Source organism: Nocardioides secundeburneus (assembly GCF_039939255.1).
In the GTDB taxonomy this organism is placed as follows: Bacteria; Actinomycetota; Actinomycetes; order Propionibacteriales; family Nocardioidaceae; genus Nocardioides.
In genome coordinates this window covers 77,598-102,170 of the sequence record NZ_JBDUUE010000003.1, presented here as the reverse complement: position 1 = coordinate 102,170, position 24,573 = coordinate 77,598, and the positions used below count along the sequence as shown (strand labels likewise).

The window sequence follows — 24,573 nt, the reverse complement described above, 5'->3', positions numbered from 1 at the left end:
CTGCTAGACCTTGATCTCGGGCTCGACCGCCGCGACGTCGCGCTCACCGAGCTTGACGCCGACGACCCCGGCCAGGATGAGCACCCCTCCGAGCAGCTGCACGGGTGCCGGCAGCTGGTCGAGGAGCAACCAGGCCCACAGCACCCCGGCGACGACCTCGCTGAGGGCCACGAACGAGGCCAGGCGCGAGCCCAGCCGGCGCGCGGCCGCGATGCCCGTCGTGTAGGCGATGGCTGCGGTGACCAGGCCGAGGCCGATCATCGGCACCCACCAGGCGACCGTGACGCCGGCGTAGGCGACGTCGACGTCGGTGGCGCGCATCGGCATCAGGCCCACGAGTCCCAGGACGCCGAGCACCACGGAGCCGACGACGAGGCCCCCGGCGGCGAGAGCCATGGGCGGCAGGCCGGTGGAGTCGTCGCCGTTGATGATGAAGTAGGTGGCGCAGCCGACCATGGCCGCAAGGGCCCACAGCACGCCGACGACGCTGAGGTCGGCGCCCGAGAACAGGTCGAGCACGAGCACCAGGCCGAGCGCGCACAGCGCGGCCCCGCCGAGGGTGACCGGGCCGGGCCGCTGGCCGTGGCGCAGCCAGAACCAGACGACGACCGCGGCCGGCGCGGTGTACTCGATGAGCAGCGCCGGCCCGACCTGCATGTGCGCGACGGCGGAGAAGTAGCCGAACTGGGCACCGGCGACGGCCAGGACGCCGTAGATCGTGATGAGTCCGGCGTTCTCGCGCAGCAGCGACCAGCGCCCGTGCAGCGCCCGCACCCCGAAGGGGACGACGACCAGCGCCCCGAGCGCGATGCGCACGAGCACGACGGCGCCCGGCGTCCAGCCGGCGTCGAGCAGCGGTCGCGCGAGGGCCCCCGAGAGACCGAAGGCGACGGCCGAGACGAGCGCGAAGGCGAGACCGGTCGTGGTGGGCGTGCGGCGGTTCGCCCGAGGCGTGTCATGAGCCAACGTCGTCATGGTTAATGACAGTAGGGATCGGTCCGGTAATCTGTCAACGTGGTATTCGCCCATGACGTCGAGCTCTCCCTCCAGTCGGCCACCGTGCTGGCCAACAGCGCCCTCGAACCCGTCACGATGACGACGGTCGACGAGCTCGCCGACTTCTACGAGTCCTTCGGCTACACCGGCCGCCACGACGGCGACGAGGCCGAGCTGCACGCCGTCCTGGCGCTGCGCGACGAGCTGCGCCGACTGCTCACGGCCGGGCGCGACGAGGCCGTCGCGCTGGTCAACACCATGCTCGCCGAGGAGCAGGCCGTCCCCCGCCTCGAGCGCCACGACGAGTTCGACTGGCACGTGCACGCCGTCGCGCCCGACGACCCGTGGGCCAAGCGCATCCGGGTCGAGACGGCGATGGCGATGATCGACGTCATCCGCGCCGACGAGATGTCGCGGCTGGCCATCTGCGCCGACGACACCTGCGAGGGCGTCGTCCTCGACCTGTCGCGCAACCGTTCGCGGCGCTTCTGCTCGACGACGTGCGGCAACCGCAACGCGGTCGCCGCCTACCGGGCGCGTCAGACCTCCGGGTGAACCCGCCCGGGTGTGCTCCCGGAGCGCCGCGCCTGCCTACCGTCGAGCCATGCCCACCGTGAACCGCACCTTCACCGTCCAGCCTGACCCCACCACCGTGGTCGGCTACCTCAAGGACTTCAGCCACGCCGAGGCCTGGGACCCCGGCACCGAGTCCTGCCGCCAGACGACGCCCGGCGCGGTGGCCGTCGGCACCCAGTGGCACAACGAGTCCAAGATCGCCGGCGTCAGCACCGAGCTCACCTACACGCTCACCACGCTGCGCGACGACGTCGTCGTGTTCGAGGGCGAGAACGACTCCGCCACCACCACCGACACCATCACCGTCAAGCCGGCCGCCGACGGCGGCAGCGAGATCACCTACGAGGCGGTCATCGAGGCCAAGGGCGCCGCCGGCAAGCTCGGCGAGCCGGTGCTGAAGCTGCTGTTCGAGCGCATCGGCACGAAGACCGAGCACCAGATGACCGAGGTGCTCAACGGGCTCGTCGCCTGAGACCTGTCCGGTCGTCGGCGCCCGGTCGCCGGCGCCCGGTCAGCAGTAGGTGGGCGTGTACGACGGGCTCAGGTCGAGGTCGCGCAGCACGACCGGGTGCGTGGCGCCGAACTCGCGGCAGGCCTTCACGAAGTCGCGCCGGCGGTACTCGATCATCACCACCTGGTCGCCGAAGTGGCGCACGTACGCGCCGCACTCGTCGAACTGCGCGCACGACTCGGTGACGGCGAAGTCGAAGCCGACCCGGGTGCCGTCGAGGTCGGCCAGGTTCTTCTGGCCGACGGCGAGGCCGGCCCGGTGTGCGCGCCGCACGAGCAGCCGCGAGAACGCGACGGCATCGACGCGCCGCAGCTGCTTCTTCGAGCGCGTGTAGGAGTCGAGGTTGTCGAGCTCGACGGCCTGGAACCCGTCGCGGCGACACCCACTGATCCAGCGTCCGACGATCGTGGCCAGCCGCTCGCGCTTGGCCGGCGTGCCGATGTCGAGCAGCCACTCGCCCCAGTTCTCGTCGACGACGGCGCGACCGTTGTTCTTCAGGACCAGGCTCCAGCGGCCGTGCCGCTTCCAGAACCGCTTCTGGTTCGGCTGGGTCTGGAAGCCGTTGACGTAGCAGATGTTGTACCTGCCACGCACCGCGCGGGCCGAGCGGTCGCGGGCGACGATGCCGACGTGCGCCGGGACGGCGTCCTCGCCGCCGAGCTGGTAGTCGGCGTCGGTGCCGCTCGGCAGGGGCTCCACCGCGGCACGAGCGGGGCTCACGCCCGCGAGGCCGAGGGTGAGCAGGACGGCGAGGGACACGGCGAGGAGGAGGGGCGGTCGGGGCACCGGACCACGGTAGGTGACCGACCCGCCTCCACGACGACGGTTGCGACGAGCGGGTGCTCGCCGGCGCCGGACGGTCAGGCCGCAGCTGCGCGCAGCTTCTCCAGCAGCGGCGCGGCCGCCTCGTCGAGGAAGCGCTGCTGGAGGCGGTCGCCGGTCTGCACAAGCGCGACGTCGGTGAAGCCGGCCTTCCAGTAGGCCGAGACCTGCTCGACGATGTGGTCGAGGTCGGGGCCGCACGGGATGTTCTCGGCGACGTCGTCCGGGGTGACGAACTGGCTGGCGCCGGCGAACCCGGCCGGCGTGGGCAGGTCGGCGTTGACCGACCACCCGCCGGCGAACCAGCGGAACTGCTCGTGGGCCAGCTCGCGGGCCTCGTCCTCGGTCGGCGCCCAGCAGATCGGGATCTGACCGATCGCCCGTGCGGACCCGCCGTCGCCGATCTGTGGCGCACCGTCGACCCCGTTCCACCGCGACACGAGCTCGTCGTCGGGCTCGACGGCGACGAGGTGGTCGGCGAGCGGCGCGAACCGCTCGACCGACCGCTCCCCCGACACGGCGAGGGCCAGCTCGACCGGCACGTCCGGCACGTCCCAGATGCGGGCGGACTCGACCCGGAAGTGCTCGCCGTCGTGGTCGACGAGGTCGCCGGTGTGCAGCGCCCGGATGACCTCGATGGCCTCGGCCAGCATGTCCTGACGCCGCGCGAGACCGGGCCACGACTGCCCGACGACGTGCTCGTTGAGGCTCTCTCCACTGCCGAGGCCGAGGGTGAACCGGCCGTCGGAGAGCAGCTGCAGCGTGGCGGACTTCTGGGCCACGATCGCCGGGTGGTAGCGGATCGTCGGGCAGGTCACGTAGGTCATCAGCTGCACCCGCTCGGTCGCCTGCGCCACGGCGCCGAGCACCGTCCAGGCGTGCGGCGCGTGCCCCTGCTCGACGAGCCACGGCGAGAAGTGGTCGCTCGAGACCTCGAAGTCGAAGCCGATGCGCTCGGCCTGCTGGGCGTAGGAGACCAGCTGCTTGGGTCCGCTCTGCTCGGTCATCAACGTGTAGCCGAAGTTCACCATGACCCGAGCGTGTCCGGACGTCGGCGGCGCCGGGTTCACCCGCTCGCATGGTGCTGGTGCGCCGAGGGGTGAATTCGAGCCGCACGCCTTCCACGACGCGGCCGGACCGGCCTAGGTTCCGAGCATGTCCAGCGACGAGCACCGCCGTCCGCCCGGGGTCACCGACGCGACGGTCGAGGCCCTCGGCAAGCTTTCTGCGGCCCTCGACCACGTCGAGGACGCCCGCGGGCACCTCTACGCGTTCCACCGCCTGATGGGCAGCGCCGAGAGCACCTTCGAGGAGGCCACCGCCCTGATCCGCGACGCCGGTCACGACGGGCTCGCCGACCGGCTCGACGCCGACGTGCTCGGCGCGAACCCCTTGCCGGGCATGTGGTCGTTCCAGATGGTCGAGGCCTTCGACGACGGCTACTACGCCACTGTCACCGGCGTCGAGCGTCAGGCGCGCGACGACATCGTCGGCGGGCGGCGCCACGTGTTCGAGGCCGAGATGAAGCAGCTGCGGCGCGACGAGGCGGACCCGTCGTAGGGGTGGCCCGAGCGACGGCGTCCCGCCCTAGCGTCGACGACATGAGCATCAGCAAGGGCGACAAGGTCCACTGGAACACCTCGCAGGGCCGCACGACCGGCACGGCGAAGGAGAAGAAGACCCAGGAGTTCCAGCACGACGGTCAGAAGTTCAAGGCCTCCGACGACGAGCCGTACTGGATCGTCGAGTCGGAGAAGACCGGCTCGACCGCGGCGCACAAGGAGTCGACGCTCGACAAGGCCTGAGCCTCACGCGTGCGGGTGGTGCCCGTCGTCCGGCGCGGCCGCGACAGTGGAGCATGACCACTGACGGATCGACCACCGGTACCGGCGCCCCCGCACCCTCCGACCGCAACAGCCTGACCGTCGGCCCCGACGGGCCGATCCTGCTGCACGACCACCACTTCGTGGAGCAGATGGCGCACTTCAACCGCGAGCGCGTGCCGGAGCGCAACGTGCACGCCAAGGGCTCGGGTGCGTTCGGCACGCTCGAGATCACCGAGGACATCAGCCTTTACACCTGCGCCGCCGCGCTGCAGCCCGGGACGACGACCGACGCGCTCGCGCGGTTCTCCACCGTCGCGGGCGAGATGGGCTCGCCCGACACGTGGCGCGACCCCCGCGGCTTCTCGCTGAAGTTCTACACCAGCGAGGGCAACTGGGACCTCGTCGGCAACAACACGCCGGTGTTCTTCATCCGCGACACGATGAAGTTCCCGCACTTCATCCGCTCGCAGAAGCGACGCGGCGGCAACGGACTGCGCGACAACGACATGCAGTGGGACTTCTGGACCCACAACCCCGAGTCGGCCCACCAGGTCACCTGGCTGATGGGCGACCGCGGCATCCCGCGCACGTGGCGGCACATGAACGGCTACGGCAGCCACACCTACCTGCTGCACAACGCCGCCGGCGAGAAGTCGTGGGTGAAGTTCCACTTCATCTCCGACCAGGGGGTCGAGTGCCTGACCCAGGCCGACGCCAACCGCATCGCCGGCGAGGACTCCGACTTCCACCGCCGCGACCTGTGGGAGGCCATCGAGGCCGGCGACCACCCGTCGTGGAGCTTCAAGATCCAGGTCATGCCCTACGACGACGCGAAGACCTACCGGTTCAACCCGTTCGACCTCACCAAGGTCTGGCCGCACGGCGACTACCCGCTCATCGACGTCGGCACGCTGCGCCTCGACCGCAACCCCGACAACCACTTCGCGCAGATCGAGCAGGCCGCGTTCGAGCCCTCGGCGATCGTGCCAGGCATCGGCTTCTCCCCCGACAAGATGCTGCTCGGCCGGGTCTTCGCCTACGCCGACGCCCACCGGCACCGCATCGGCGCCAACTACCAGCAGCTGCCGGTCAACCGGCACCGCGTCGAGGGTGCCTACACCTACCAGTTCGACGGCCCGATGGCCTACGACCACACCGGCGACCGGCCGAAGTACGCCCCCAACTCCTACGACGCCCCGCACAGCGACCTCACGGGCCCGGCGGCCGACGGGTGGGAGGCCGACGGCGAGTTCGTCCGTCAGGCCTACACCCTGCGCGAGGACGACGACGACTTCGGCCAGGCCGGCACCCTGGTCCGCGAGGTCTTCGACGACGCCGCGCGCGACCGCTTCGTCGCCACCGTCGCCGGGCACCTGCTCGGCGGCGTCAGCGAGCCGATCCTCGAGAAGGCCCTCGAGTACTGGAAGAACGTCGACGCCGAGATCGGCAAGCGCATCGAGGAGGCCGTGCGCACCGACGCCGGCCAGGACGTCGCGCCCGGGCCGACCGAGGCCGAGGACGTCGTCCGCGCCTGATCGACGACCGAGACAGACGTGGGGGCCGGTGCTGGTGCGCCGGCCCCCACGTCGTGCTGCTGCTGGCTCAGCGGCGTCGCTTGACCACCTTGATGGTCTTGACGGCCTTGCCCGACTTCACGGCCGCGTCGCCCAGGTAGGTGACGGTGACCTTCACCTGGCCGGGCTTGCGGAACTTGCCGATCAGGCGGGTCGCCTGGCCGAACCGGTTCAGCGTCACCACGGCGTTGGTCGTCTTCTTGCCCGGCGCCTTGACCGTGATGCGGACCTTGCCGGTCGGCGTCACCCGCGGCGCCAGGACGGTGACCGCGACGCGGGCCCTGTTGCCCTGACGGACCTGGGCGGGGGCCTTGACCTGCACCCGCGGCGTCACCTTCGAAGCCGGACCGGGCCGGGCGAGGACGGCCACGTTGACCGGCGCCGAGGTGCTGCCGATCGTGCCGGCGTCGCCCGAGTAGGTCGCGGTGATCGAGAAGACACCTTGTTGGGTGAACCCGTCGAGGGCCGCGCTGGCCGTGCCGTCGGCACCGACCTCGGCACTGCCGGCGACCCGGTCGCCGACCCGGAACTCGACGGTCCCGGTGGGCACGTCCTCTCCTGCGGTGAAGACCGTCGCCGTGGCGGTCGGCTTGCTGCCGGCCAGGAACACGTCGGGCGTCACGGACAGCGCGGTCTGGCTGCGCTCCTTGGCCCCGGTGACCGTGACGGTCGAGCTCGCCGTGTCCGGCTTCGCACCCTGGTTGTCGGTCGTGTGGACCGCCGTGTTGACCAGCCGCTGACGGTTGTACGTCGTGTCGTCGACCTTCACCTGGTAGGTGAAGGACGCACCGTCCGCGGCGGGGCCCTCGTAGGTCGCGCAGACGTTGAGGTCGTCCTCGAGCACGCCGGTGGCGTCGGCCTTGTTCACCAGCGCCGCGCCCTGGGAGCCGTCGGCGTTCTCGGTGCCGATGGTCACGCCCTCGAGGATCGAGCCCGGAGTGATGTTGTCGTAGGCGAACACCAGGTCGCGGCTGCCGCCGATGGCGAAGACCTGCATGTCCAGGCTGCCGTCGGCCCCGGCGGCGTCGCCGGCCAGACGCATGTTGTCGTACTCGATGATGAACGCCGCACCGTTGCCGCTGCCGGTCGAGGCGAGCGAGACGCCCGCGCCGCTCGCGGCGTCGTAGCGGAACTCGAGGTCCTGCCACAGCAGGGCTGCGAGGTTGTTCGGCAGGGCCGCGGTGGGCACCGACTGCGGCACGCTCGGGTCACCGTCGTAGTTCTCGTCGCCGTAGACGAGGAACCCGTCGTCGGTGAACGTCAGGCCCTGGAAGGTGCCCTCGAGGAACCCGAAGCTGGTCGAGGCGAAGGCGGTGAACGCCGTCCCGTCACCGGTGACGCCGGGGTCGGCGGGGACGCCCAGCCCGGCGAGGTCGAGATAGCCGGGGCCGAACGGGCTGACGCACTCCTCGTCGTCGGCGCTGGTGGTGATCGCGTAGCTGCCCTCGGCGCCGACGGCGGTGGGCAGGCTGCCCGACCACGAGACGGTGCCGTCGGCGTACGTCGCGCCACCGGTGGCCGAGCCGTCGACGTAGGTGGTGCCGGCCGGCAGCGTGTCGGAGATCGTGTACGCGAGGTCCTCGGGCGTCACGTTGGGGGCGACGTCGACCGTGTAGGTGATGACGTCGCCCGGCTCGGCCGTGGTGACGTCGGCGGTCTTGGTGACGTCGTCGTCGACGCGGTCGATGGTGACCGGGACGACGCCGATGTCACCCGGGCTCGCCGGCGACGTGCCGAGCGTCAGGGTGCCGTGCCAGGTCTCGCCGGCGTCCATGTCGGGCTCGTCCCAGAAGGTCCGCAGGTCGAACGGCGTGGCCGCCGGCAGGGCGCCCGACGGGCCCTCGGCCCGCAGGTTGCCCGGGTCGCCGGCGACGACGGCGGTGCGCAGGTCGGTGGTGTCGGTGCCACCGGGGGCCGAGGCCTCCCAGTTCTGCACGAGGACCCACCACGTGCCGGCCGCCGGGTCGGCGACCGAGACGGACTCGTTCGAGCCACCGCTGGCGCTCGAGGCGACCACGTTGGCCGCGGAGACCTCACCGGTACCGACGTAGAGGTCGAAGTCGGGGGCGGTCGGGTCGGCCAGCGCGGCGATGAGGCTCGTGGCGCCCTCGGGCACCGTCACCTCGGTGACGACCGTGCCGTTGCCGTCGAACGGGTCGGTGTTGGTCGGGTCCTCGGGCACGCTGAGCGCGGTGCTGGTCTCGGGCACGAGGCCGCTCACGCCGACCTGGAGGTCGGTGATGGCGATGGCCTCCAGGCCGGAGGTCACCTGCGAGCCGGCGTCGCGGCGCGTGGTGATGTCGACGCCGGTCGGCAGCACGCCGGACGACGGCTTGACGCCGACGGGCAGGTGGGCTGCGGGAGCGGTGGAACCGGCGGGCGGCGTCAGCACGAGCGTGCCGAAGAGCCACTCCTCGGTCGAGGCGGTGCCGTCGACGGTCGCGGTGACGGTGATGTCGGCGTCGCCGCCGTCGGTGAGCGCGATCGTGTCGACGTCGGTGTCGAGCGTGACCTCCTCGGAGAGGCTCTCGACCGAGACGGTCCACGTGCCGGCGCCGGTGGCGGTGCCGGTGAGGGTGCGCGTCCACGAGCAGGTCTGCAGGCAGTCGTCGTCGGCCATGCTCGCGGTGTTGAGCGTGGTGACGTCGCCGCCCTCGGCCGGGTTGGCGGCCTCGTAGTCGGCCAGGGTCTCGTCGAGCACGAAGCCGGCCTTGGCCGCGTTGCGCAGCTCGATGCGGCCCGCGCCCATGTCGAACCAGTCGGCCTCGGTGCCGTCGGAGTCACGGATGTCGCGCTCGGAGGTCGTCATCAGCGCGGACTCGACCTCGGCCGGCGTCCAGTCGGGCTGCACGGCAGCCATGAGTGCCATCGCGCCGGCGGTGTGCGGGCTGGCCATCGAGGTGCCCGAGATGAACTCCCACTTGACGTCGTTGTCGGTGCCGGCCGCGGCGAGGATGTCGACGCCGGGGGCCGAGACGGAGGGGCTGATGAGCGGTACGGCGCCGTTGGGGCCGCGGCTGGAGAAGGCGGCCATGATGTCGCCGTTCTCCGGGTCGACGTCCTTGACCGAGCCCGAGAGGGCGGCCTCGGCGCCGGGGTTGGCGACCAGGAACGCCTTGAGCGCGACGCCGTCGGCGTAGGTGATGTGGGCCGCCGGCAGCGCGTGCGCGTCACCGTTGAGCGAGGTGCCGCTGGCCTCGTCGTTGACGAGGACCATGCCCTCGGCGCCGAGCGCGGCGACGACCTCACCCTTCTCGACGCGGCCGTTGCCGCCGCGGGTGCAGATGACGATCGTGCCGCTGAGGTCGGTGCCGGCCGGGAACTCCGCGGCCTCGCACAGGGAGTTCTCGTTGATCGTGGCGGCGTCGACGAGCGGGAACGCACCGTCGGTCGGTCCGGCCAGGCCGGCGCCGGCGATGTCGGGCAGCGTCGCCGTGCCGGCGGTGATGTCGACGACCGAGGCGACGTACTTGCGATCGTGCGTCGTCGCGCCGACCGAGGTGATCCACGGGACGTCGGCGGGGCTGCCGACGGTCGCCGCGCCCGGGCCGTCGTTGCCGGCGGAGGTGGCGACCCGGACGCCCGCGGCGCGGGCGTTGAGGAAGCCGACCGCGTCGGCGTCGACCCACGGGTTGGACGGGGTGCTGGCGCCGATCGAGTAGTTGATGACGTCGACCTGGTCGATGATCGCCTGCTCGATGGCGGCGATGATCGAGGAACCCTGGCAGCCGGCGCCGTCGCAGACGTCGTAGCCGATGACGTTCGCGTGCGGGGCGACGCCCTTGATCGTGGAGGTCACCGAGAACTCGTCGTCGGTGCCCTCGGCGCTGTAGGCGGTCGCCTCGACCTGGTTGCCGGCGGTCGTGCTGCCGGTGTGGCTGCCGTGCCCGTCGTCGTCGTAGTCGCCGTCGGCGTTGTCGGCGACGTCGAAGTCCCAGTAGCCGATGAGCTTGTCGTTGCAGCCCCAGTCGGGGATGTAGCTGTCGTCCTCGGGGTCGCACACGCCGTAGTAGGTGCCGCGGGGGTTGGTGTGGTCGAAGCCGTCACCACCCTCCTCGACCGGGACGACGTCGTGGAAGGAGGGGTTGGCCGGGTTGATGCCGGAGTCGAGGATGCCGACGACGACGCCCTCGCCCTTGCTGCCGACGTTGTCGGGCACGTTCGTGCCGTCCCACACGGTCGGGGCGCCGATCCACTCCGGGCCACGGTCGGTCGTGAGCTGGCGGGTGAAGTCGACCTGCACCGACGAGACGCCGTCGATGCGTGCGACGTCCTGCGCCTGCTCGCGCGTGAGCTCCACCACGACGCCGTTGATGGCGTGGGTGAAGGTGTCGAGGACCGGGGTCCGCGTGCCGGTCACCCGATCGATCTGCGCGGTCAGGTCGGCCTGCTCGGCACGCAGCCGGTCGGCGTAGGCCGTGGGGCTCGACGACCGCGCACCCGTGCCGCCGGCCAGCGAGCGCGTCGGGACGGCGGGCGAGTCGAGCTGGACGATGTAGGTCTCGGGTCCGCGACGGGAGCCGAGGGTCAGGGCGGTGCCCTTCTCCCGGGCCTGGTCGGTGACGGCGGTGGCCGCCTCCAGGTCGTCGGGAGAGAAGGACTGGTCCGGGCCGGCGCCGGGCGCGGCCTGGGCAGGGGCGCCGGCCGGTACGGCCAGCAGTGCAGCGGATACAGCAATGGCCATCGAGGCCGAGATGGTGCGTCGAGTCACGCAGAACTCCCGTGGGCAACGGTCGAGCCGACCGTTGGACCGAGAGCACCGAGAGAGAGGGCTCCAAGCCGTCGGGCGGGACGGTGGATGGAGGAACCTGATTCCTAACCACCCCCGGGCATCCTGTCAAGGTTCCCGCGTGCGGACCGGACGATCTCCGGCGTGCCGCCACGTGGGCGAAACGCGATCGTGACCTCGCCGCCACCCGCTGACGACCGACGGGGTCGTGCTCAGCGGTCGCGCAGGGCCTCGACCAGCTCGTCCTTCGTCATCGACGAGCGGCCCTCGACGTCGAGCTCGGCGGCCCGCTTGCGCAGGTCGTCGACCGTCCAGTCCTCGTAGGAGCCTGCCTGGCCACCGCGTCGTCCGACCGTGTCCTTGCCGTCACGGGCGCCGGCGTTGGCGATCCGCGCCGCCTTCTCCTTGCTGGCGCCCTGGTCGCGCAGCGCCTCGTAGGTCTCGTCGTCCTTCACGCTCGGGCCGGGTGACTTCTTCCCGGCCATCAGAGCACCTGCGCCACGTCGACGGGCTGGTCGGCCTTCTCGATCGCCCCGACGAGACGCGCGAGCTCGTCGTCGCTGACGTCGACGTCGGTCTCGGCGAAGGCCTCGCGGAGCTCCTTCTCGACGGTGCTCTCGGTCGCGGACTCCTGGTAGGAGGTGACGCGGTCGACGACCGCCTGGATCGCTTCGGTGCGCTCATCAGTCATGTCTCCAACGTGCCGGTCCGGACGGCCGGCGAGGACACCCCGGCAGGTGGTCTGGGGTTGAGCCGCCCTCAGGGCACCCGGTAGCCGCGGAACACGACGTCGTCCGACACCTCGAACCCGAGCCGCCGGTACAGCGCCAGGGCGCCGGCGTTGGCGCGCATGACGTGCAGGAAGGGCACCTCACCCCGGTCGAGGACGTCGCGCACCAGCGCGGCCACCACCGCCGCAACCAGACCGCGGCCGCGAGCCTCCGGGCGTGTGCACACCGCGCTGATCTCGGTGCCGCCGGGTGGGCGGAGCCGCTCCCCCGCCATCGCCAGCAGCACGCCGTCCGCCCGGACGCCGACGAACCGGCCGAGCTCGTGCGTGCGCGCGAAGAAGGGCCCCGGCCGGGTCTGCGCGGCGAGCGCCCGGACGTCGTCGGCGTCGTCCGGCCCGAGCGGCTCGACGACGGCGGCAACGGGGCCGGGGACCGGGGCGGAGAAGGTCATCCGCTGCCCCTCGAGCTCGAACGCCGGCTCCCACCCCGTCGGCGGGGGCGCCGTGGCCGAGAACAGGTCGGCGAGCCCGCCGGGTCCGACCAGAGCGGCGAGATCGGCCCAGTCCTGCTCGGTCGGCGTCGCCGGCACCGCGACGAACGAGGCCACCGCCGGGTCGTAGCGGACGGCGGCGCCGTGCTCGACCCGGAAGCGCCGGTGCCGGTCGTGCAGCGAGGCCCGGACGACGTCGTCGGGCGAGGCGAGCCCGCGCACCCTCAGCCCCGCACCACGGCCCACGCCGCTCGATGCTGTCACACGGCCCGGGCCGGTTCACCCCTGGAAGGTCACCAGGTCGGCGCGGTAGTGGTCGAAGACGGCCTGCACGGGCAGGTCGCCGGCCCCGACGAAGACCTGCTGGCGGGTGAGCACCGCGCTGCCGGGGGTGATCTTGAGGATGCGGGCCGTGGCGGCGTCGGCGACGGTCGCGCCGATGCGGGTGGACGCCGCGTGCATCTCCTCGGTGTTGAACACCGTCTGGCCGACGGCGCCCATCTCGGCCGGCCCGTCGTAGTCGAGCACGGGGTAGCTCGTCGGGAAGTACGCCGTGCGGACGCCGATCGGCAGGTCGCCGCAGACGAACAGGTTCTCCATCATGTGCACGGTCTCGTCGTCGCAGGCGAGCAGTGACCGGATGAGGCCGGAGGCCGGCACCGGCCGGGTGTCGGTGATCCGGATGCGCACCCGGGGCCGCTCGGCGCCGACGCCCGAGCCGGGCACGTCGGTGATGTCGTCGAGCACCAGGCGCACCGACCGGTTGCGCGGGTAGGTGCCGAACCGCGGACGACGCTCCAGCAGCCCCTCGTGGGTGAGCTGCTGCAGCGCGCGGCGGATCGCGCTGCGGGTCGCCGACAGCGACTCGATGAGCGTCGTCTCGTCGAGCTGCAGGTCCTCGTCGAAGACGCCGTCCTCGATCGCGGCCCGCACCAGGTCGCGCACCCGACGCTCCGAGCTCTGCCGTCCCCGGTCGGAGCCACCGGCCGCGCGCGGGTGCTGCTGCGGCGCCTCCGAGCCGGGGACCGCGGACAGGTGCTGGACCTCGAAGCCGTCGGACGCGCTCATCGGGTCGGCGCTCGTCTCAGAACTCGGTGAGGTGGTCGCGGAGCGTGACGCCGGAGTAGCCGTCGCGGATGAGGCCACGGCGACGCAGCGCCGGCGCGAGGCCGTCGGAGATCTCGGCCATCGTGCGTCGCGTCGGCGGGAGGTAGAGGAGGAACCCGTCGCCGCCGACCTCCTCCATGATCTCGCCCATCTTTCCGGCCACGGTGTCCGGCGAACCGACGAGGCCGAGGTCGGTGATCTGGAACGACGTCGCCACGACCTCGCGCAAGGTCTTGCCGCGCTGGGCCATGAACAGGTTCTCGATCGAGGAGAACTCGCCGTTCTGCCGCGACAGGTCGATCTCGTCGACGATCGTGTCGGGATCGATGTTGCCGAAGTCGATGCGACCGCCGGAGGTGTACGACATGTTCCACAGGTTGTACTCGACGGCCTTGTCGGTCCGCTTCGCGGCGGCGATGGCCTTGGCCTTCTCCTGCGCCTGCTCGTCGGTCTCGGCGATGACCGGCATGCAGAGGAAGAAGAGCTTGATGTCCTCGGGCCGGCGCCCGTAGGCCGCCATCCGGGCATGCATGTCCTCGCGGAACTCCTTCATCAGCTCCGGGGTCTTGCACTGGATCAGCATGGTGTCGTCCCACCGGGCCGCGAGGTCCCGCCCCGCGGCCGAGCCGCCGGCGGAGGCGATCGGCACCTGGCGCTGCGGGCCCGGGATGGTGTTGAGCGGACCCCGCGACGCGAAGTACTTGCCGCGGTAGTCGATCGGCGACACCTTCGTGTGGTCGGCGTACACGCCGGCGATCGGGTCGGCCACGACGGCCCCGTCCTGCCAGGAGTTCTGCAGCTGCGTGACGACGTCGACCCACTCGTGCGCCATCTGGTAGCGCTCGTCGTGCGCGAGGTGCTGGTCGTAGCCGAAGTTCTGCGCGACCCGGTCGGTCACCGAGGTCACCACGTTCATCCCGACCCGACCCTCGGTGAGGTGGTCGAGCGTGGTGAACAGGCGCGAGGCGAGGTAGGGCGGGTACTGGATCGTCGAGGCCGTCGGGATGATGCCGATGTGCTTGGTGGCCGAGGTCATGAACGGCACGAGCGGCATCGGGTCGTTCTTCGGCGCCATGATGCCGCGGCGCAGCGAGGTCTCGGCCGAGCCCTTGTAGGAGTCCTCGACCATCGCGGTGTCCTCGATGAGGATGTAGTCGAAACCGGCGCGCTCCATGTGCTGCGCGAGGTCGACGTAGATGTCGGGCTTCATCCAGTCGTTGACGTTCGAGCCGACCCAGGGGCCGTCGCCGTTCGTCGGGCTCCAGGGCTGGATGCCGAAGCCGTTGCCGAGGAACCAACCGATGTGGAACATGTCGTTCTCCTTTGTGCCGTGCCGATGGTGCTGGGGTGACAGGGGTGACAGGGGTGGTCGGGGTCGCGCCGCGGACGACGTCCGGGCGCGCGTGCGGGTGCGGTCAGGTCGCCGCGAGCTCGCGGTACGAGGCGACGAGGCCGGCGGTGTAGTCGTCGGTCGGTGCCGCCATGAGGGTGTCGGTGTCGCCGCGCTCGACGAGACGGCCGCGGTACATCACGACCATCTCCTCGCTCACGAACGCGGTGGCCGGCAGGCCGTGGGAGATGAAGACCAACGTCGCGCCGGTCTCGACGGCGTAGGTCTTGACCAGGTTGAGCACCCGGCCCTGGGCCGAGACGTCGAGGGCGCTGACGGCCTCGTCGCACACGAGCACCGACGGCCGGACGACGAGGGCGCGGGCCAGCGCCATCCGCTGCCGCTGCCCGCCCGAGAGCTGCGCGGGGCGTGCCTCGAGGAGCCGGTCGGGCAGCCCGACCGCGTCGACGACCCGGGCCGCCTCGGTCTCGGCCGCCCTTAGGTCGAGGCCGAGCAGGCGTTGGGCCGGCACGCTCAGGGCCCGCGCGAAGGTGAACCGGGGGTTGAACGACGAGGCGGTGTCCTGCTGCACCAGCTGCACGCGGCGCCAGTAGTCACGGCGCCCGGACGGCGTCGCGAGCCGCTGGCCCAGCTCGAGGCCGTCGACGACGATCGCGCCGGACGTCGGTCGCTCGAGACCCATGACGAGGCGGGCCAGGGTCGACTTGCCCGAGCCCGACTCCCCCACGATGCCGACCCGCTGGCCGGGATCGAACGTCGTGGTGACGCTCTCGAGGGCGGTGTGGCGGCCGTAGCGCTTGCCGACGCCGTCGACGACGATCTGCGCGCCCTGGATGCCTGCGCTGTCGTTCGCCATCACGCACTCTCCAGCATCAGCGACTCGTCCATCACCGGCAGCAGGTCGGCACGAGCGGAGTCGAGGGTCGGCACGCAGGCCAGGAGCCCACGCGTGTACGGGTGCTCGGCCTCGCCGAGCCGGGCGGTGGCGATGTCCTCGACGAGCTCGCCGCGGAACATCACCAGCAACCGGTCGGTGTAGCGACGGCACAGCTCGAGGTCGTGACTGACCAGCAGCAGCGCGGCGCCGTGGTCGTCGGTGGTGGCGACCAGGGCCTTCATGGTGGCCACCGCGACGCTGACGTCGAGCGCGCTGGTCGGCTCGTCGGCGAGCAGCAGCCGCGGGTCGCTCGACAGGGCCGTGGCGATCATCGCCCGCTGGCGCATGCCACCGGAGAGCTCGGCCGGCCGGGCCTTCATCACCCGGCCGGGGTCGGGCAGCCCGAGCTCGGCGAGACGACGCTCGGCCTCCGCCCCGGCCTCGGCGCGACCCAGCCTTTGTGCCGCCCGCAGGACGGCGACCAGCTGGCTGCCGACCGACCACAGCGGGTCGAGCGAGGTCATCGCGTCCTGCAGGATCATCGACACGCCGGGGCGCCGGCGCGGGACGCGGCGACGCTGGGCGCTCAGGTCGAGCGGCTCCCCCAGCAGCCGGGCGCCGCGCGCGGTGACCGTGGCGACGTCGTCCGAGAGCAGGCCGGCGATCGCGGTGACCAGGCTGGACTTGCCGGAGCCGGACTCACCGACGACGGCGACCCGCTCGCCGGGCCGCACCGACAGCGAGACGTCCTTGACGACGTGGTGGTCGCCGTAGCGGACGTCGAGACCGTGGACCTCGAGCACGACCTGCTCGGCCGCGGACTGCTTCTCGGACATGCTGTCTCCTCGAATCGGTGGTAGCCGTGGGCTACTTGCTGAGCTCGGAGTAGTCGATGACGTTGTCGGTGCGGAACGTGTAGCCCTCGACGTCCTTCGCGAACGCGTTGAGCGGCTGCACCTTCAGCGCCCAGATCGTCGGCACCTGCTCCTCGATGAGCCGCTCGGCCTTGTTCCACAGGACGCCGGCCTCGTCGCTGAGCGGGTCGGCGGCGTCGTTGCCCTCGGCGACGGCGTCGTAGAACGCGGGCACCTCCCAGTTGGGCCAGTTGATCGGCGAGCCGGCGGCGTAGAAGAGGGTCATGACGTACGGCGGGGACTGCACGATCGAGTAGTCACGCCCCATGGAGGCCTGGAACGACTTGCTCGACAGGCCCTCCTGGAAGGCGGCGTTGCTGACCGGGTCGATCGTGACCTCGAAGCCGGCCTCGGCGGCCGCGCTCTGGATCTGCACGGCGGCCGCCTGCAGGTCCGGGTAGGTGTTGTTGACGGTGAGCGTGAACTCCACGGGCTCGGTGATGCCGGCGTCGGCCAGGATCCTCTTGGCCTGCGCGGGGTCGTAGGTGTTCTGCACGATGCCGGTGGCGTCGTAGCCGGGCGCGGTGGGGTCGAGGACGCCGGCAGCCGGCTCGGCGCGGCCCTCGTAGACCTCCTCGGCGATCTGGTCGTAGGGCACGGCCAGCGCGAACGCCTTGCGGACCGCCTCGTCGTCGAACGGGGCGATCGTCGTCGTCAACGGGAGATACATGAAGGCGTTGGTCGGCACGGTGAAGACCTGGGCGGTGCCGTTCTCGACCATCGTCTTCTGGTCGGACGGCAGGAGCTGGGTGGCGATGTCGGCGTCACCGACGGTGAGCAGGTTGGCGCGCTGGCCGGGCTCAGCGATGACGCGTTGCACGATCCGCTTGACCTCGGGCTCGCCGAGGGCGAAGTCGGGGTTGGCCGAGTAGACCATCTGCTGGCCGGAGGTGAAGTCGTCGACCTTGTAGGCGCCGAAGCCCCAGTTGAAGTTCTGGCTCGACCACTCGACGGCGTAGGGGTCCTCGGCGGACTCGTGCTCCTTCAACACGGTGGAGTCGTAGATGGCGCCGACGGCGAAGTGCGAGAGCAGCGACAGGAGCGTGAAGCCGTAGCCCGGCTTGTCGACGGTGAAGGTCACCGTGTGCTCGTCGACGGCGGTGACCTGGTCGGGCGAGGTGAAGATCGGTGCGGAGACGAAGGAGACGACCGAGGTGGGCGTCTCGAACTTGCGCTTCATCGAGTACACGACGTCCTCGGCCGTGAGCGGGTTGCCGGCCGTGCTCCTCGCGGTCGTCGAGAGGTTGAAGATGTAGGTGAGCCCGTCGTCGCTGACCTCGTAGCTCTCGGCCAGCTCGGGCTCGAAGTCGTAGACGTCCTGGTGGCGGTCCATGCCCTCGGTGCCGTCGACGTAGGGATTGCGGATGAGGGTGCCACTGGTGTTGACGAAGTACTCGGCGGCCTCGTAGCCGGTGGAGGCGTAGTCGGCGGCGAAGGAGGCGGGCTGAGAGGCCGTCACGATGACGAGCTGGTCCGCCGAGGTGCCGCCGGCGCTGCTCGAGCTGCCGCAGGCGGTGAGGGCCAGGGCGGTCAACGACAGGGCGCTCGCGAGGGTGGTGCGGAACGGGATCTTCATGCGATGTGACTCCGTACTGGACCCGGCGGTGGCCGGTGGTGATGGGTGGTGCGGGACTGACCCGAGTGGTGGTGCGGTCGGCGCGGGCGGCGGTGCCTAGCGACGACGGGGAGAGAGCGCTGAGAGGAGCAGCGCTGCGGAGAGGACGGAGAGTCCGATGGCGGCGGCCGGGAAGAGCGCGCTCCACCAGCGGCCCACCAGAGCGTCGGAGACGCCGGCCGCGAGCATGCTGCCCCACTCCGGTCGCGGCAGCGGGATGCCGACCCCGAGGAAGCCGAGGCCCGCGGTGAAGATGATCGCCATGCCGAACACGGCCGAGGAGTTCTCGAGGGTGGGGCGCGCGGCGTTGGGCAGCACGTAGCGGGTCAGCACTGTCCACGTCGGCTCGCCGCTGAGGCGGGCGGCGTCGACGTAGCCCTCGCGGCGGACCCACAGCACCTCCGTGCGCATCAGGCGGAGCTGGTACGGCAGGATCGACAGGCTCAGGGCGAGCACGATCACGAGCGGGCTGCGGCCGAAGAACGAGGCGGCGGTCAGTCCGGCGATGAGGATCGGCACGGCCTGCACCATGTCGACGAGCCGTCCGGCGCCGCGCGCGGTCCAGCCGAGCGGTCCGCGTCGCGACTCGCCGGTCGCCACGAGCAGCCCGATCACGAGGCCGAGCACCGTGGTGAGCACCGTGATCGAGATCGCGAGGGTCATGTCGAGCCGCGCCGCGGTGACGATGCGCGAGAAGACGTCGAGGCCGTTGGAGTCGGTGCCGAGGTAGTGCGTGCCGGACGGCGCCTCCGAGGTGCTGCCGGTGACCCGCTCGGGGTCGTGGTTGGCCAGGCTCGGGCCGACGACGGCCAGCAGCACCAGCAGCGCGAACGGGGTGGCCAGCACGACTCGGGTCGCGGCGCCGCCGCCTCGGCGCTCGGTCCGGCGCGGCGCCGTCCTCCTGGCCTTGCGGGCCATGGCGGTCGTCTCGGCCGTCGGGGTGGTCTGGCCGAGCACGGAGTCGGTCGGGGCGGGTGCGGCGGTCATCGGGCCTCCTCCCGCTGGATGCCGGTCTGGCGTCGCGGGTCGATGATGGAGTTGACGAGGTCGGCGAGCAGGAAGACGCCCATCGACAGGGCGGCCACGACGACCAGGAACGAGCGGAGCGCGAACACGTCGGCCGAGGTGACCGCGCTGACGGCGTACTGACCGAGGCCGCCGAGGCCGAAGAGCGCCTCGATCACGACCGCACCGGACAGGAAGAGCCCGAACAGCATGCCGATCATGACGACGAGCGGCGGGAGTGCGCGGCGGTAGATGCTCGCCACGATGGTGCGGTACGGCGCTCCGGAGGCGATCCGGAACCGTGTGCTGGGTTCGTCGATCGCTGCGTCCAGCGAACCGATGAGCGTCTTCATCAGGATCGCGGTGTGGGCGACCACGAGCACCACCAGCGGCAGGACGAGGTGGTCGACGTAGGAGCGGAAGACCTCGGGCCGGCCAGCGAGCAGCGCGTCGAGGAGCGGGACGTGCGTGATCGGGTCGGGCGGCAGCAGGATCGGGTCGAGCGCTCCGCTCGGCGCCGCGGCCCACTGCAGCTGGGCGTAGAACACGAAGACGAACACGACGCCGAGCACGTACTCCGGCAGCGCGCCGGCACTGCGGGCGTAGGTGCTCATCAGCCGTGAGACCGGGTTGCGCGGCCGCGACACGACGAACCACGAGAGCACCAGGGCGAACGCCACGGCGAGCCCGAGTCCGAGCAGGATGAGCTGCAGCGTGGTCGGCAGCCGGTCGGCCAGATCGTCGGCCACCGGGCGGTTGGTCGAGATCGAGGTGCCGAGGTCGAGTCGCGCCAGGTCGGCGAGGTAGTGCCCGAGCTGGGTGGTCCACGGGTCGTCGAGGCCGAGCTGTCCGCGGGCGGCCTGGGCCGCCTCGTCGCTCAGCCGACCGCCGGTGGCGATCTCGACGGGGTCACCCGGGATGAGCTTGACGATGAAGAAGGCCGCGACGGCGAACACCGCGGTGCTGGCGAGCCACCGGCCCAGGAACCGGGCGGCGCCGACCAGGGCCCGCACGGCGACCGGCGTACGGCGTGGGACGCCGTCGTCGGGGCCGGCCGGGGCGACGGGCGTCGGCGACGGTGCCGGCGTTGCTTCGAGGGGTTCCGCGACGCTCATCGCCTACCTCCTGGACTGGTCGGACTGGTCGGTCGTCGGTCTTCTCCGGGGTGTGGTGCTGGCTTCCTCGGGTACTGCGCTGAACCGTAGGAAGCCGGTGTTTCTCGACACGACGGGCGCCGTAACCCGTCAATTGCGCGTGTTTCCCGCGAGGGACGGACCCGCTCCCACCTGCGGAAACGTGGTCCCGTGAGCCGTACGCGCCGGGTCGGCGGGGTCGTCGGCGAGGGTCGGCGTCGGCGGGTCGTTGTCGACGAACGTGTCGGGGCGGGGCCCGGTGCGACCGGCGTCACCCGGTCGGTCGAGCGCGTCGAGGGCGAGGTGGTCGGCGGCGGTCAGCGCGAGGCCGGGCGCGCCGAGGTTCTCGGCCAGGCGAGCGGGGTTCGAGGTGCGTGGCACGGTCGCGACGCCGTGGTGGCGGTGCCAGTCGAGCACCACCTGGGCCGGCGTGACGTCGTGGTCGGCGGCGATGCGGGCGAGGACGTCGTCCGCGAGCAGGGTGCCCTGGCCCAGGGGGCTCCAGGCCTGCGTGAGGATGCCGCGACGGTCGTGCTCGGCCCGCAGCCGACGCTGCTGCAGATAGGGGTGCAGCTCGACCTGGTTGAGGATCGGCACGACGCCGGACCCGGCCGCGAGCCGATCGAGGTGCACCGGCTCGAAGTTCGACACCCCGATCGCGCGGACGCGGCCCTGCTCGAGCAGCTCGACCATGGCCAGCCACGTCTCGAGGTACCGATCCCGCGCCGGGACCGGCCAGTGGAGGAGCAGGACGTCGACGACGTCACGGCGCAACAGACGCGCGCTCTGGTCGACCGAGCGGAGCGTGCGGTCGCGTCCGTGGGCGTCGTTCCAGACCTTGGTGGTGACCAGCACGTCGTCGACGCCGGCGAGGGCCGAGCCGACGCCGGCCTCGTTGCCGTAGACGCTGGCGGTGTCGACCAGGCGGTAGCCGGCCCCGACGGCGGCCTCGACCATCGACGCGGTGCGCGACTCCGGCAGCACACGCCACACGCCGTAGCCGACGGGCGGGATCGGCGGCATCGGGGTCACTCCAGCAGGGCACACCCGGGCGGTTTCGGTCGTGTTGCCGTCGTGCGACGCGGCCGCATCGTTCTCCGACATCTGTCGTGTTTCGCGCCACACGGTCGTGGTCAGGTCAGCGCGCGGAAGGCGCTGCCGTGGAACACGAGCGGCTCGTCGGGGCAGGCCCCGAAGCGCACGACCTCGAGCAGCACGACCACGTGGTCCCCGGCGTCCACCTCGCCGTGGACGCGCGTGTCGAACCAGGCGCTGGCGCCGGGCAGCAGCACTGCTCCCCCGTCGGCAGTCTCGACGTCGAGCCCGGCGAACCGGTCGCCCGAGCGCGAGGCGAGCTGGCGGGCGACGCCGGCGTGCCCGGCCCCGAGCACCGAGACGCCGAGACGGCGGGCCCGGCGCAGGCGCGGCCAGGTGCTGGACCCGCGGTCGAGGCAGACCGAGACGAGCGCCGGCTCGAGCGAGACCGAGGTGAACGAGCTGACGGCCATGCCGATGCGCTCGCCCTCCACCTCGGCACACACGGCGACCACGCCGGAGGGGAACCGGCCGTACACGTCACGCAGGGCACGGCCGTCGGCGGCGTCCGGCGCGCGGAGCCCTGCGACGGTCTCGTAGGTCACCTCGGCGGTCATGCGGTCGCTCCCTCGGGGGTCAGGGACGCCGTGTGCCGCAGCACCGGGCCCCAGGTGGTGGCGTAGCCGGCGATGCGGTCGTCGTCGGCGAAGGTCTTGTCGAGGCAGAAGAGGGCCGGCGCCGGCACGGTCGCGCCGAGCTCGGCGAGCAGCGGGCGCAGGTGCAGCTCACCGGCCATCGCGTGCACCGGGGCGGCGCCGAGCATCAGCGGGACGGCGACGACGCCGGCCAGGCCGGTGCCGCCCTCGAACTGGTCGAGGAACAGCTTGAGCAGGCCGGTGTAGGTGGCCTTGAACGTCGGACTCGCGACGACGACGAGACCGGAGGCCGCGACGGTCTCCCTTGCCGCCGTGACGGCAGGGTCGCCCCATCCCAGGAGCCCGACCCCGAGGTCGGCGACGTCGACGACGTGGTCGGGCGCGCGGCCCGCGACCTGCTCGGCCAGCAGGCTCGCGGCCTGCCGGGTCCGCGACTGCGGCTTGGGGTTGCCCACCACGACGGTGACCGGTGCCTCGATCATCGTGCGTCTCCTCTCGTTGCGCGGCCCGTGACCCGGGCCGTGACGAGGACCGATGTCATCGCGCGGCCGTTACCGGCACGAACGCGCCGTGGACCGGCTCGATTGCGCGACCTGCCGCCGACGCCCGCAGCCCGCCTGACCTGCGCGGACGTCGTCCAGTGGTCGGGATCGCGCTGGTCGCCGTCGTCCGGGTGTCCGCTACGCGCCGGGCGGGGAACACCCGGTGCACCGGGTGTTCATGACGTTCTCGGCCGTTGCAACCCCTGAGAGGCGCACGCAGTCCCTGACCAGTTCGCGCCGGGCGACCGCGACCCCGAGCGTCAGGTCTGCTAGACGTCGACGACCCGGACCGACCCGAACACCGGCGTGAGTGCACCCGCCGACAGCGCCGCGACGTCGTCGACGAGGCGTGCCTCGGCGTGCGGCGGCACCCACAGCGTGAAGGTCGCGGCGGCGCCGTAGACGACATCACCGATGGTCGCGCCGTGGGCGTCGGCCCAGTCGCGCAGGCCGTTGTCGACGCGACCGGCATCGGCGTGCCCGACCTCGACGCGGGCCTCGCGCAGCTCGACGCGGCTCAGGAGCCGTGCCTGGTCGAGCGCCTCGGAGACCGCCGTCGAGTAGGCCCGCACGAGGCCGCCGGCGCCGAGCTTCACGCCGCCGAAGTAGCGGCTGACGACGGCGACGAGGTCGGTGAGGTCGCGGCGACGGAGCACCTCGAGCATCGGCATGCCCGCGGTGCCCGACGGCTCCCCGTCGTCGGACGAGCGCGCCTGGTCGCCGCGCACGCCGGTCACCACGGCGCTGCAGTGGTGGCGTGCGTCCCAGTGCTGCCTGCGGGCCGCAGCGACGACGTCCTGGGCCTCGGACGTCGACGAGACCGGCGCGACGTGGGCGACGAACCGCGACCTTTTGACGACGAGCTCGTGGGTGACCGGCTCGGCGATCGTGTCGGGGTAGGCGGGCACCCACCCATCATCCCGACCACAGCAGACTGGCCCCGTGTCCCGTGCCCGCCAGGTCCTCGAGCGCGTCGTCCGCGCCGCCGACGACGACGGCTTCGGCGCGCACGCCGTCCACGTGCTGGTGGGCGACGACGTGGCCGTGCACCACTGGAGCCCCGACGTCCGCCGCGACATCCACTCGGCCGCGAAGGCCGTGTGCACGCTCGCCGTCGGCGTCGCGAGCGACGACGGCGTGCTCGACGTCGACGCGCCGGTGACGACCTACCTGCCGCACGTCGTCCTCGGCGACGGCGTCGACGCCGTCACCACGCGGCACCTGCTGGCCATGACGAGCGGCATCGACCTGCCGTGGACGCCGACGCTGCTCACCGACTGGCCCGACCTCGCCGTCGAGTACCTCGGGCGGCCGTCGTCGGGGCGGGTGTTCCAGTACTCCAACGCCAGCACCTACACGGCGATGCGCGTGCTCGCGGCGGTCGTGGGCGACGTCCACGCCTTCGTGGCGCGCCGGCTGCTCGCGCCCCTCGGCATCGACGACACTACGTGGGACCGCTGTCCGCTCGGGTTCGTCGCCGCCGGCGAGGGCCTGCACCTGCGTGCCGCGGAGCTCGCCCGCATCGGCCGGTTGATCCGCGACGACGGCACGTGGGACGGCGAGCGCCTCGTGTCGGCCCGCTGGCCGGCCGCCCTGCGCACGGAGTGGACCTCTCGCGAGGCGTCCCCGGTCTACGCGCGCTACTCCCTCGGCGCCTGGGGCGGGCCGGGTGCCGGCTGGCGGTTGCACGGTGCCCACGGCCAGCTCGTCGTCTTCGTCGACGACGCCGTCGCCGTCGTCACGGTGACCGCCGACGACCACGCCGGCGCCGACCTGATGGCCGAGCGGGTCGTGCACGCGGTGGCGGCGGGCGCCGAGGGGTGACGTGAGGAGCGCTGGGCCCGACCTATGGTCGGCCATGGCCTCCTCCAAGAGCACCACCCCTGCCGCGCTCGTCGTGTGCGCGATCGCCGTCGTCCTCGCCGTCGTCGTCGCGGTGAGCTTCGACTCCCCTACCTCGGTCTTCCTGCTGGTCGCGATCGTCTTCGTCGCGCTCGCCCTCGGTGGCGGGCTCACCCTCCGCGGCCGGCGATGAGCGACGCGGCGACCCGACGGGCCCGCCAGACCTGACGACGGCGAGACC

25 protein-coding genes are annotated in these 24,573 nt (G+C 72.0%); 7 read left to right on the top strand and 18 right to left on the bottom strand.

The features are described 5' to 3' along the window. Positions 1 to 3 precede the first annotated feature (3 nt). Positions 4 to 975: an EamA family transporter gene (locus ABFT23_RS08620; RefSeq protein ID WP_347894226.1), complete on the bottom strand. Its 972-nt coding sequence runs from the start codon at positions 973 to 975 to the stop codon at positions 4 to 6. 39 nt (positions 976 to 1,014) lie between these two features. Between ABFT23_RS08620 and ABFT23_RS08615 the strand changes: the two genes are divergently transcribed. Both ABFT23_RS08615 and ABFT23_RS08610 read left to right on the top strand, forming a co-directional pair. Continuing rightward, the gene (locus ABFT23_RS08615; RefSeq protein ID WP_347894224.1) at positions 1,015 to 1,551 is read left to right on the top strand and encodes a CGNR zinc finger domain-containing protein; all 537 of its coding nucleotides are present in this window, start codon (positions 1,015 to 1,017) and stop codon (positions 1,549 to 1,551) included. A 49-nt stretch (positions 1,552 to 1,600) separates the two neighbouring features. Next, the gene (locus ABFT23_RS08610) at positions 1,601 to 2,044 is read left to right on the top strand and encodes an SRPBCC family protein (RefSeq protein WP_347894222.1); all 444 of its coding nucleotides are present in this window, start codon (positions 1,601 to 1,603) and stop codon (positions 2,042 to 2,044) included. Positions 2,045 to 2,083: 39 nt separating this feature from the next. Here ABFT23_RS08610 and ABFT23_RS08605 read toward each other — a convergent pair whose 3' ends face one another. Both ABFT23_RS08605 and ABFT23_RS08600 read right to left on the bottom strand, forming a co-directional pair. After that, on the bottom strand, positions 2,084 to 2,869 hold the full coding sequence (locus ABFT23_RS08605) for an endo alpha-1,4 polygalactosaminidase (protein WP_347894221.1): 786 nt from the start codon (positions 2,867 to 2,869) through the stop codon (positions 2,084 to 2,086). Positions 2,870 to 2,943: 74 nt separating this feature from the next. Beyond that, positions 2,944 to 3,936 carry a TIGR03557 family F420-dependent LLM class oxidoreductase gene (locus ABFT23_RS08600; RefSeq protein ID WP_347894220.1) on the bottom strand — a complete coding sequence of 331 codons (993 nt, stop codon included), beginning with the start codon at positions 3,934 to 3,936 and terminating at the stop codon, positions 2,944 to 2,946. Between the two features lie 124 nt (positions 3,937 to 4,060). Here ABFT23_RS08600 and ABFT23_RS08595 point away from each other — a divergent pair, with 124 nt between their 5' ends. From ABFT23_RS08595 to ABFT23_RS08585, 3 genes are read left to right on the top strand one after another with little or no spacing between them, the layout of a single operon-like run. After that, a complete protein-coding gene (locus ABFT23_RS08595; protein ID WP_347894218.1) occupies positions 4,061 to 4,465 on the top strand; it encodes a hypothetical protein in 405 nt (134 codons plus the stop codon). Positions 4,466 to 4,506: 41 nt separating this feature from the next. Then, a complete protein-coding gene (locus tag ABFT23_RS08590; protein WP_347894216.1) occupies positions 4,507 to 4,710 on the top strand; it encodes a hypervirulence associated TUDOR domain-containing protein in 204 nt (67 codons plus the stop codon). 53 nt (positions 4,711 to 4,763) lie between these two features. Beyond that, complete coding sequence (locus ABFT23_RS08585) at positions 4,764 to 6,266, top strand: catalase (RefSeq protein ID WP_347894214.1); 1,503 nt, start codon at positions 4,764 to 4,766, stop codon at positions 6,264 to 6,266. 67 nt (positions 6,267 to 6,333) lie between these two features. On the opposite strand, the gene ABFT23_RS08580 is transcribed toward ABFT23_RS08585, so the two are convergent. From ABFT23_RS08580 to ABFT23_RS08510, 15 genes are all read right to left on the bottom strand, one after another. Beyond that, on the bottom strand, positions 6,334 to 11,016 hold the full coding sequence (locus tag ABFT23_RS08580; RefSeq protein WP_347894212.1) for a S8 family serine peptidase: 4,683 nt from the start codon (positions 11,014 to 11,016) through the stop codon (positions 6,334 to 6,336). A 230-nt stretch (positions 11,017 to 11,246) separates the two neighbouring features. Continuing rightward, positions 11,247 to 11,519, bottom strand: coding sequence for a DUF7218 family protein (locus ABFT23_RS08575; protein ID WP_347894211.1), 273 nt, complete (start codon positions 11,517 to 11,519; stop codon positions 11,247 to 11,249). Then, complete coding sequence (locus ABFT23_RS08570; protein WP_347894209.1) at positions 11,519 to 11,725, bottom strand: hypothetical protein; 207 nt, start codon at positions 11,723 to 11,725, stop codon at positions 11,519 to 11,521. The genes ABFT23_RS08575 and ABFT23_RS08570 overlap by 1 nt, the downstream gene beginning before the upstream one ends. Before the next feature lie 68 nt (positions 11,726 to 11,793). Continuing rightward, on the bottom strand, positions 11,794 to 12,501 hold the full coding sequence (locus tag ABFT23_RS08565; RefSeq protein ID WP_347894207.1) for a GNAT family N-acetyltransferase: 708 nt from the start codon (positions 12,499 to 12,501) through the stop codon (positions 11,794 to 11,796). Between the two features lie 33 nt (positions 12,502 to 12,534). Then, on the bottom strand, positions 12,535 to 13,323 hold the full coding sequence (locus ABFT23_RS08560) for a GntR family transcriptional regulator (RefSeq protein ID WP_347894205.1): 789 nt from the start codon (positions 13,321 to 13,323) through the stop codon (positions 12,535 to 12,537). Between the two features lie 16 nt (positions 13,324 to 13,339). After that, positions 13,340 to 14,674: an NtaA/DmoA family FMN-dependent monooxygenase gene (locus tag ABFT23_RS08555; RefSeq protein WP_347894203.1), complete on the bottom strand. Its 1,335-nt coding sequence runs from the start codon at positions 14,672 to 14,674 to the stop codon at positions 13,340 to 13,342. A 103-nt stretch (positions 14,675 to 14,777) separates the two neighbouring features. After that, entirely contained in the window at positions 14,778 to 15,569 is a 792-nt protein-coding gene (locus ABFT23_RS08550; RefSeq protein ID WP_347894201.1) for an ABC transporter ATP-binding protein, read from the bottom strand. Further along, the gene (locus ABFT23_RS08545) at positions 15,569 to 16,426 is read right to left on the bottom strand and encodes an ABC transporter ATP-binding protein (protein WP_347894199.1); all 858 of its coding nucleotides are present in this window, start codon (positions 16,424 to 16,426) and stop codon (positions 15,569 to 15,571) included. The genes ABFT23_RS08550 and ABFT23_RS08545 overlap by 1 nt, the downstream gene beginning before the upstream one ends. A 31-nt stretch (positions 16,427 to 16,457) precedes the next feature. Continuing rightward, the gene (locus ABFT23_RS08540) at positions 16,458 to 18,080 is read right to left on the bottom strand and encodes an ABC transporter substrate-binding protein (protein ID WP_347894197.1); all 1,623 of its coding nucleotides are present in this window, start codon (positions 18,078 to 18,080) and stop codon (positions 16,458 to 16,460) included. A 96-nt stretch (positions 18,081 to 18,176) separates the two neighbouring features. After that, positions 18,177 to 19,106 (bottom strand): ABC transporter permease, encoded by a 930-nt coding sequence (locus ABFT23_RS08535; RefSeq protein WP_347894195.1) that lies wholly within the window; start codon positions 19,104 to 19,106, stop codon positions 18,177 to 18,179. Continuing rightward, complete coding sequence (locus tag ABFT23_RS08530) at positions 19,103 to 20,239, bottom strand: ABC transporter permease (RefSeq protein ID WP_347894193.1); 1,137 nt, start codon at positions 20,237 to 20,239, stop codon at positions 19,103 to 19,105. Before ABFT23_RS08530 ends, ABFT23_RS08535 begins: the two co-directional genes overlap by 4 nt. Positions 20,240 to 20,368: 129 nt before the next feature. Further along, on the bottom strand, positions 20,369 to 21,280 hold the full coding sequence (locus ABFT23_RS08525; protein ID WP_347894191.1) for an aldo/keto reductase: 912 nt from the start codon (positions 21,278 to 21,280) through the stop codon (positions 20,369 to 20,371). Between the two features lie 110 nt (positions 21,281 to 21,390). Further along, positions 21,391 to 21,909, bottom strand: a complete 519-nt coding sequence (locus ABFT23_RS08520; protein WP_347894189.1) for a flavin reductase family protein — start codon at positions 21,907 to 21,909, stop codon at positions 21,391 to 21,393. Then, positions 21,906 to 22,430: an NADPH-dependent FMN reductase gene (locus tag ABFT23_RS08515; RefSeq protein WP_347894187.1), complete on the bottom strand. Its 525-nt coding sequence runs from the start codon at positions 22,428 to 22,430 to the stop codon at positions 21,906 to 21,908. The genes ABFT23_RS08520 and ABFT23_RS08515 overlap by 4 nt, the downstream gene beginning before the upstream one ends. A 329-nt stretch (positions 22,431 to 22,759) precedes the next feature. After that, entirely contained in the window at positions 22,760 to 23,398 is a 639-nt protein-coding gene (locus ABFT23_RS08510) for an IMPACT family protein (RefSeq protein WP_347894185.1), read from the bottom strand. A 34-nt stretch (positions 23,399 to 23,432) separates the two neighbouring features. On the opposite strand from ABFT23_RS08510, the gene ABFT23_RS08505 reads away from it, so the two are divergent. After that, positions 23,433 to 24,314 carry a serine hydrolase domain-containing protein gene (locus ABFT23_RS08505; protein WP_347894183.1) on the top strand — a complete coding sequence of 294 codons (882 nt, stop codon included), beginning with the start codon at positions 23,433 to 23,435 and terminating at the stop codon, positions 24,312 to 24,314. A gap of 34 nt (positions 24,315 to 24,348) precedes the next feature. Then, on the top strand, positions 24,349 to 24,525 hold the full coding sequence (locus ABFT23_RS08500; protein WP_347894181.1) for a hypothetical protein: 177 nt from the start codon (positions 24,349 to 24,351) through the stop codon (positions 24,523 to 24,525). The last annotated feature ends 48 nt before the right edge of the window (positions 24,526 to 24,573 follow it).

Bases quoted from the DNA above. Each gene is read 5' to 3' on its own strand.
- ABFT23_RS08500 (WP_347894181.1), top strand. From the start codon at position 24,349: ATGGCCTCCTCCAAGAGCACCACCCCTGCCGCGCTCGTCGTGTGCGCG.
- ABFT23_RS08540 (WP_347894197.1), bottom strand. From the start codon at position 18,080: ATGAAGATCCCGTTCCGCACCACCCTCGCGAGCGCCCTGTCGTTGACC.
- ABFT23_RS08570 (WP_347894209.1), bottom strand. From the start codon at position 11,725: ATGACTGATGAGCGCACCGAAGCGATCCAGGCGGTCGTCGACCGCGTC.
- ABFT23_RS08530 (WP_347894193.1), bottom strand. From the start codon at position 20,239: ATGAGCGTCGCGGAACCCCTCGAAGCAACGCCGGCACCGTCGCCGACG.
- ABFT23_RS08590 (WP_347894216.1), top strand. From the start codon at position 4,507: ATGAGCATCAGCAAGGGCGACAAGGTCCACTGGAACACCTCGCAGGGC.
- ABFT23_RS08600 (WP_347894220.1), bottom strand. From the start codon at position 3,936: ATGGTGAACTTCGGCTACACGTTGATGACCGAGCAGAGCGGACCCAAG.
- ABFT23_RS08595 (WP_347894218.1), top strand. From the start codon at position 4,061: ATGTCCAGCGACGAGCACCGCCGTCCGCCCGGGGTCACCGACGCGACG.
- ABFT23_RS08550 (WP_347894201.1), bottom strand. From the start codon at position 15,569: ATGGCGAACGACAGCGCAGGCATCCAGGGCGCGCAGATCGTCGTCGAC.
- ABFT23_RS08585 (WP_347894214.1), top strand. From the start codon at position 4,764: ATGACCACTGACGGATCGACCACCGGTACCGGCGCCCCCGCACCCTCC.
- ABFT23_RS08520 (WP_347894189.1), bottom strand. From the start codon at position 21,909: ATGACCGCCGAGGTGACCTACGAGACCGTCGCAGGGCTCCGCGCGCCG.
- ABFT23_RS08560 (WP_347894205.1), bottom strand. From the start codon at position 13,323: ATGAGCGCGTCCGACGGCTTCGAGGTCCAGCACCTGTCCGCGGTCCCC.
- ABFT23_RS08620 (WP_347894226.1), bottom strand. From the start codon at position 975: ATGACGACGTTGGCTCATGACACGCCTCGGGCGAACCGCCGCACGCCC.
- ABFT23_RS08515 (WP_347894187.1), bottom strand. From the start codon at position 22,430: ATGATCGAGGCACCGGTCACCGTCGTGGTGGGCAACCCCAAGCCGCAG.
- ABFT23_RS08535 (WP_347894195.1), bottom strand. From the start codon at position 19,106: ATGACCGCCGCACCCGCCCCGACCGACTCCGTGCTCGGCCAGACCACC.
- ABFT23_RS08525 (WP_347894191.1), bottom strand. From the start codon at position 21,280: ATGCCGCCGATCCCGCCCGTCGGCTACGGCGTGTGGCGTGTGCTGCCG.
- ABFT23_RS08555 (WP_347894203.1), bottom strand. From the start codon at position 14,674: ATGTTCCACATCGGTTGGTTCCTCGGCAACGGCTTCGGCATCCAGCCC.
- ABFT23_RS08575 (WP_347894211.1), bottom strand. From the start codon at position 11,519: ATGGCCGGGAAGAAGTCACCCGGCCCGAGCGTGAAGGACGACGAGACC.
- ABFT23_RS08610 (WP_347894222.1), top strand. From the start codon at position 1,601: ATGCCCACCGTGAACCGCACCTTCACCGTCCAGCCTGACCCCACCACC.
- ABFT23_RS08545 (WP_347894199.1), bottom strand. From the start codon at position 16,426: ATGTCCGAGAAGCAGTCCGCGGCCGAGCAGGTCGTGCTCGAGGTCCAC.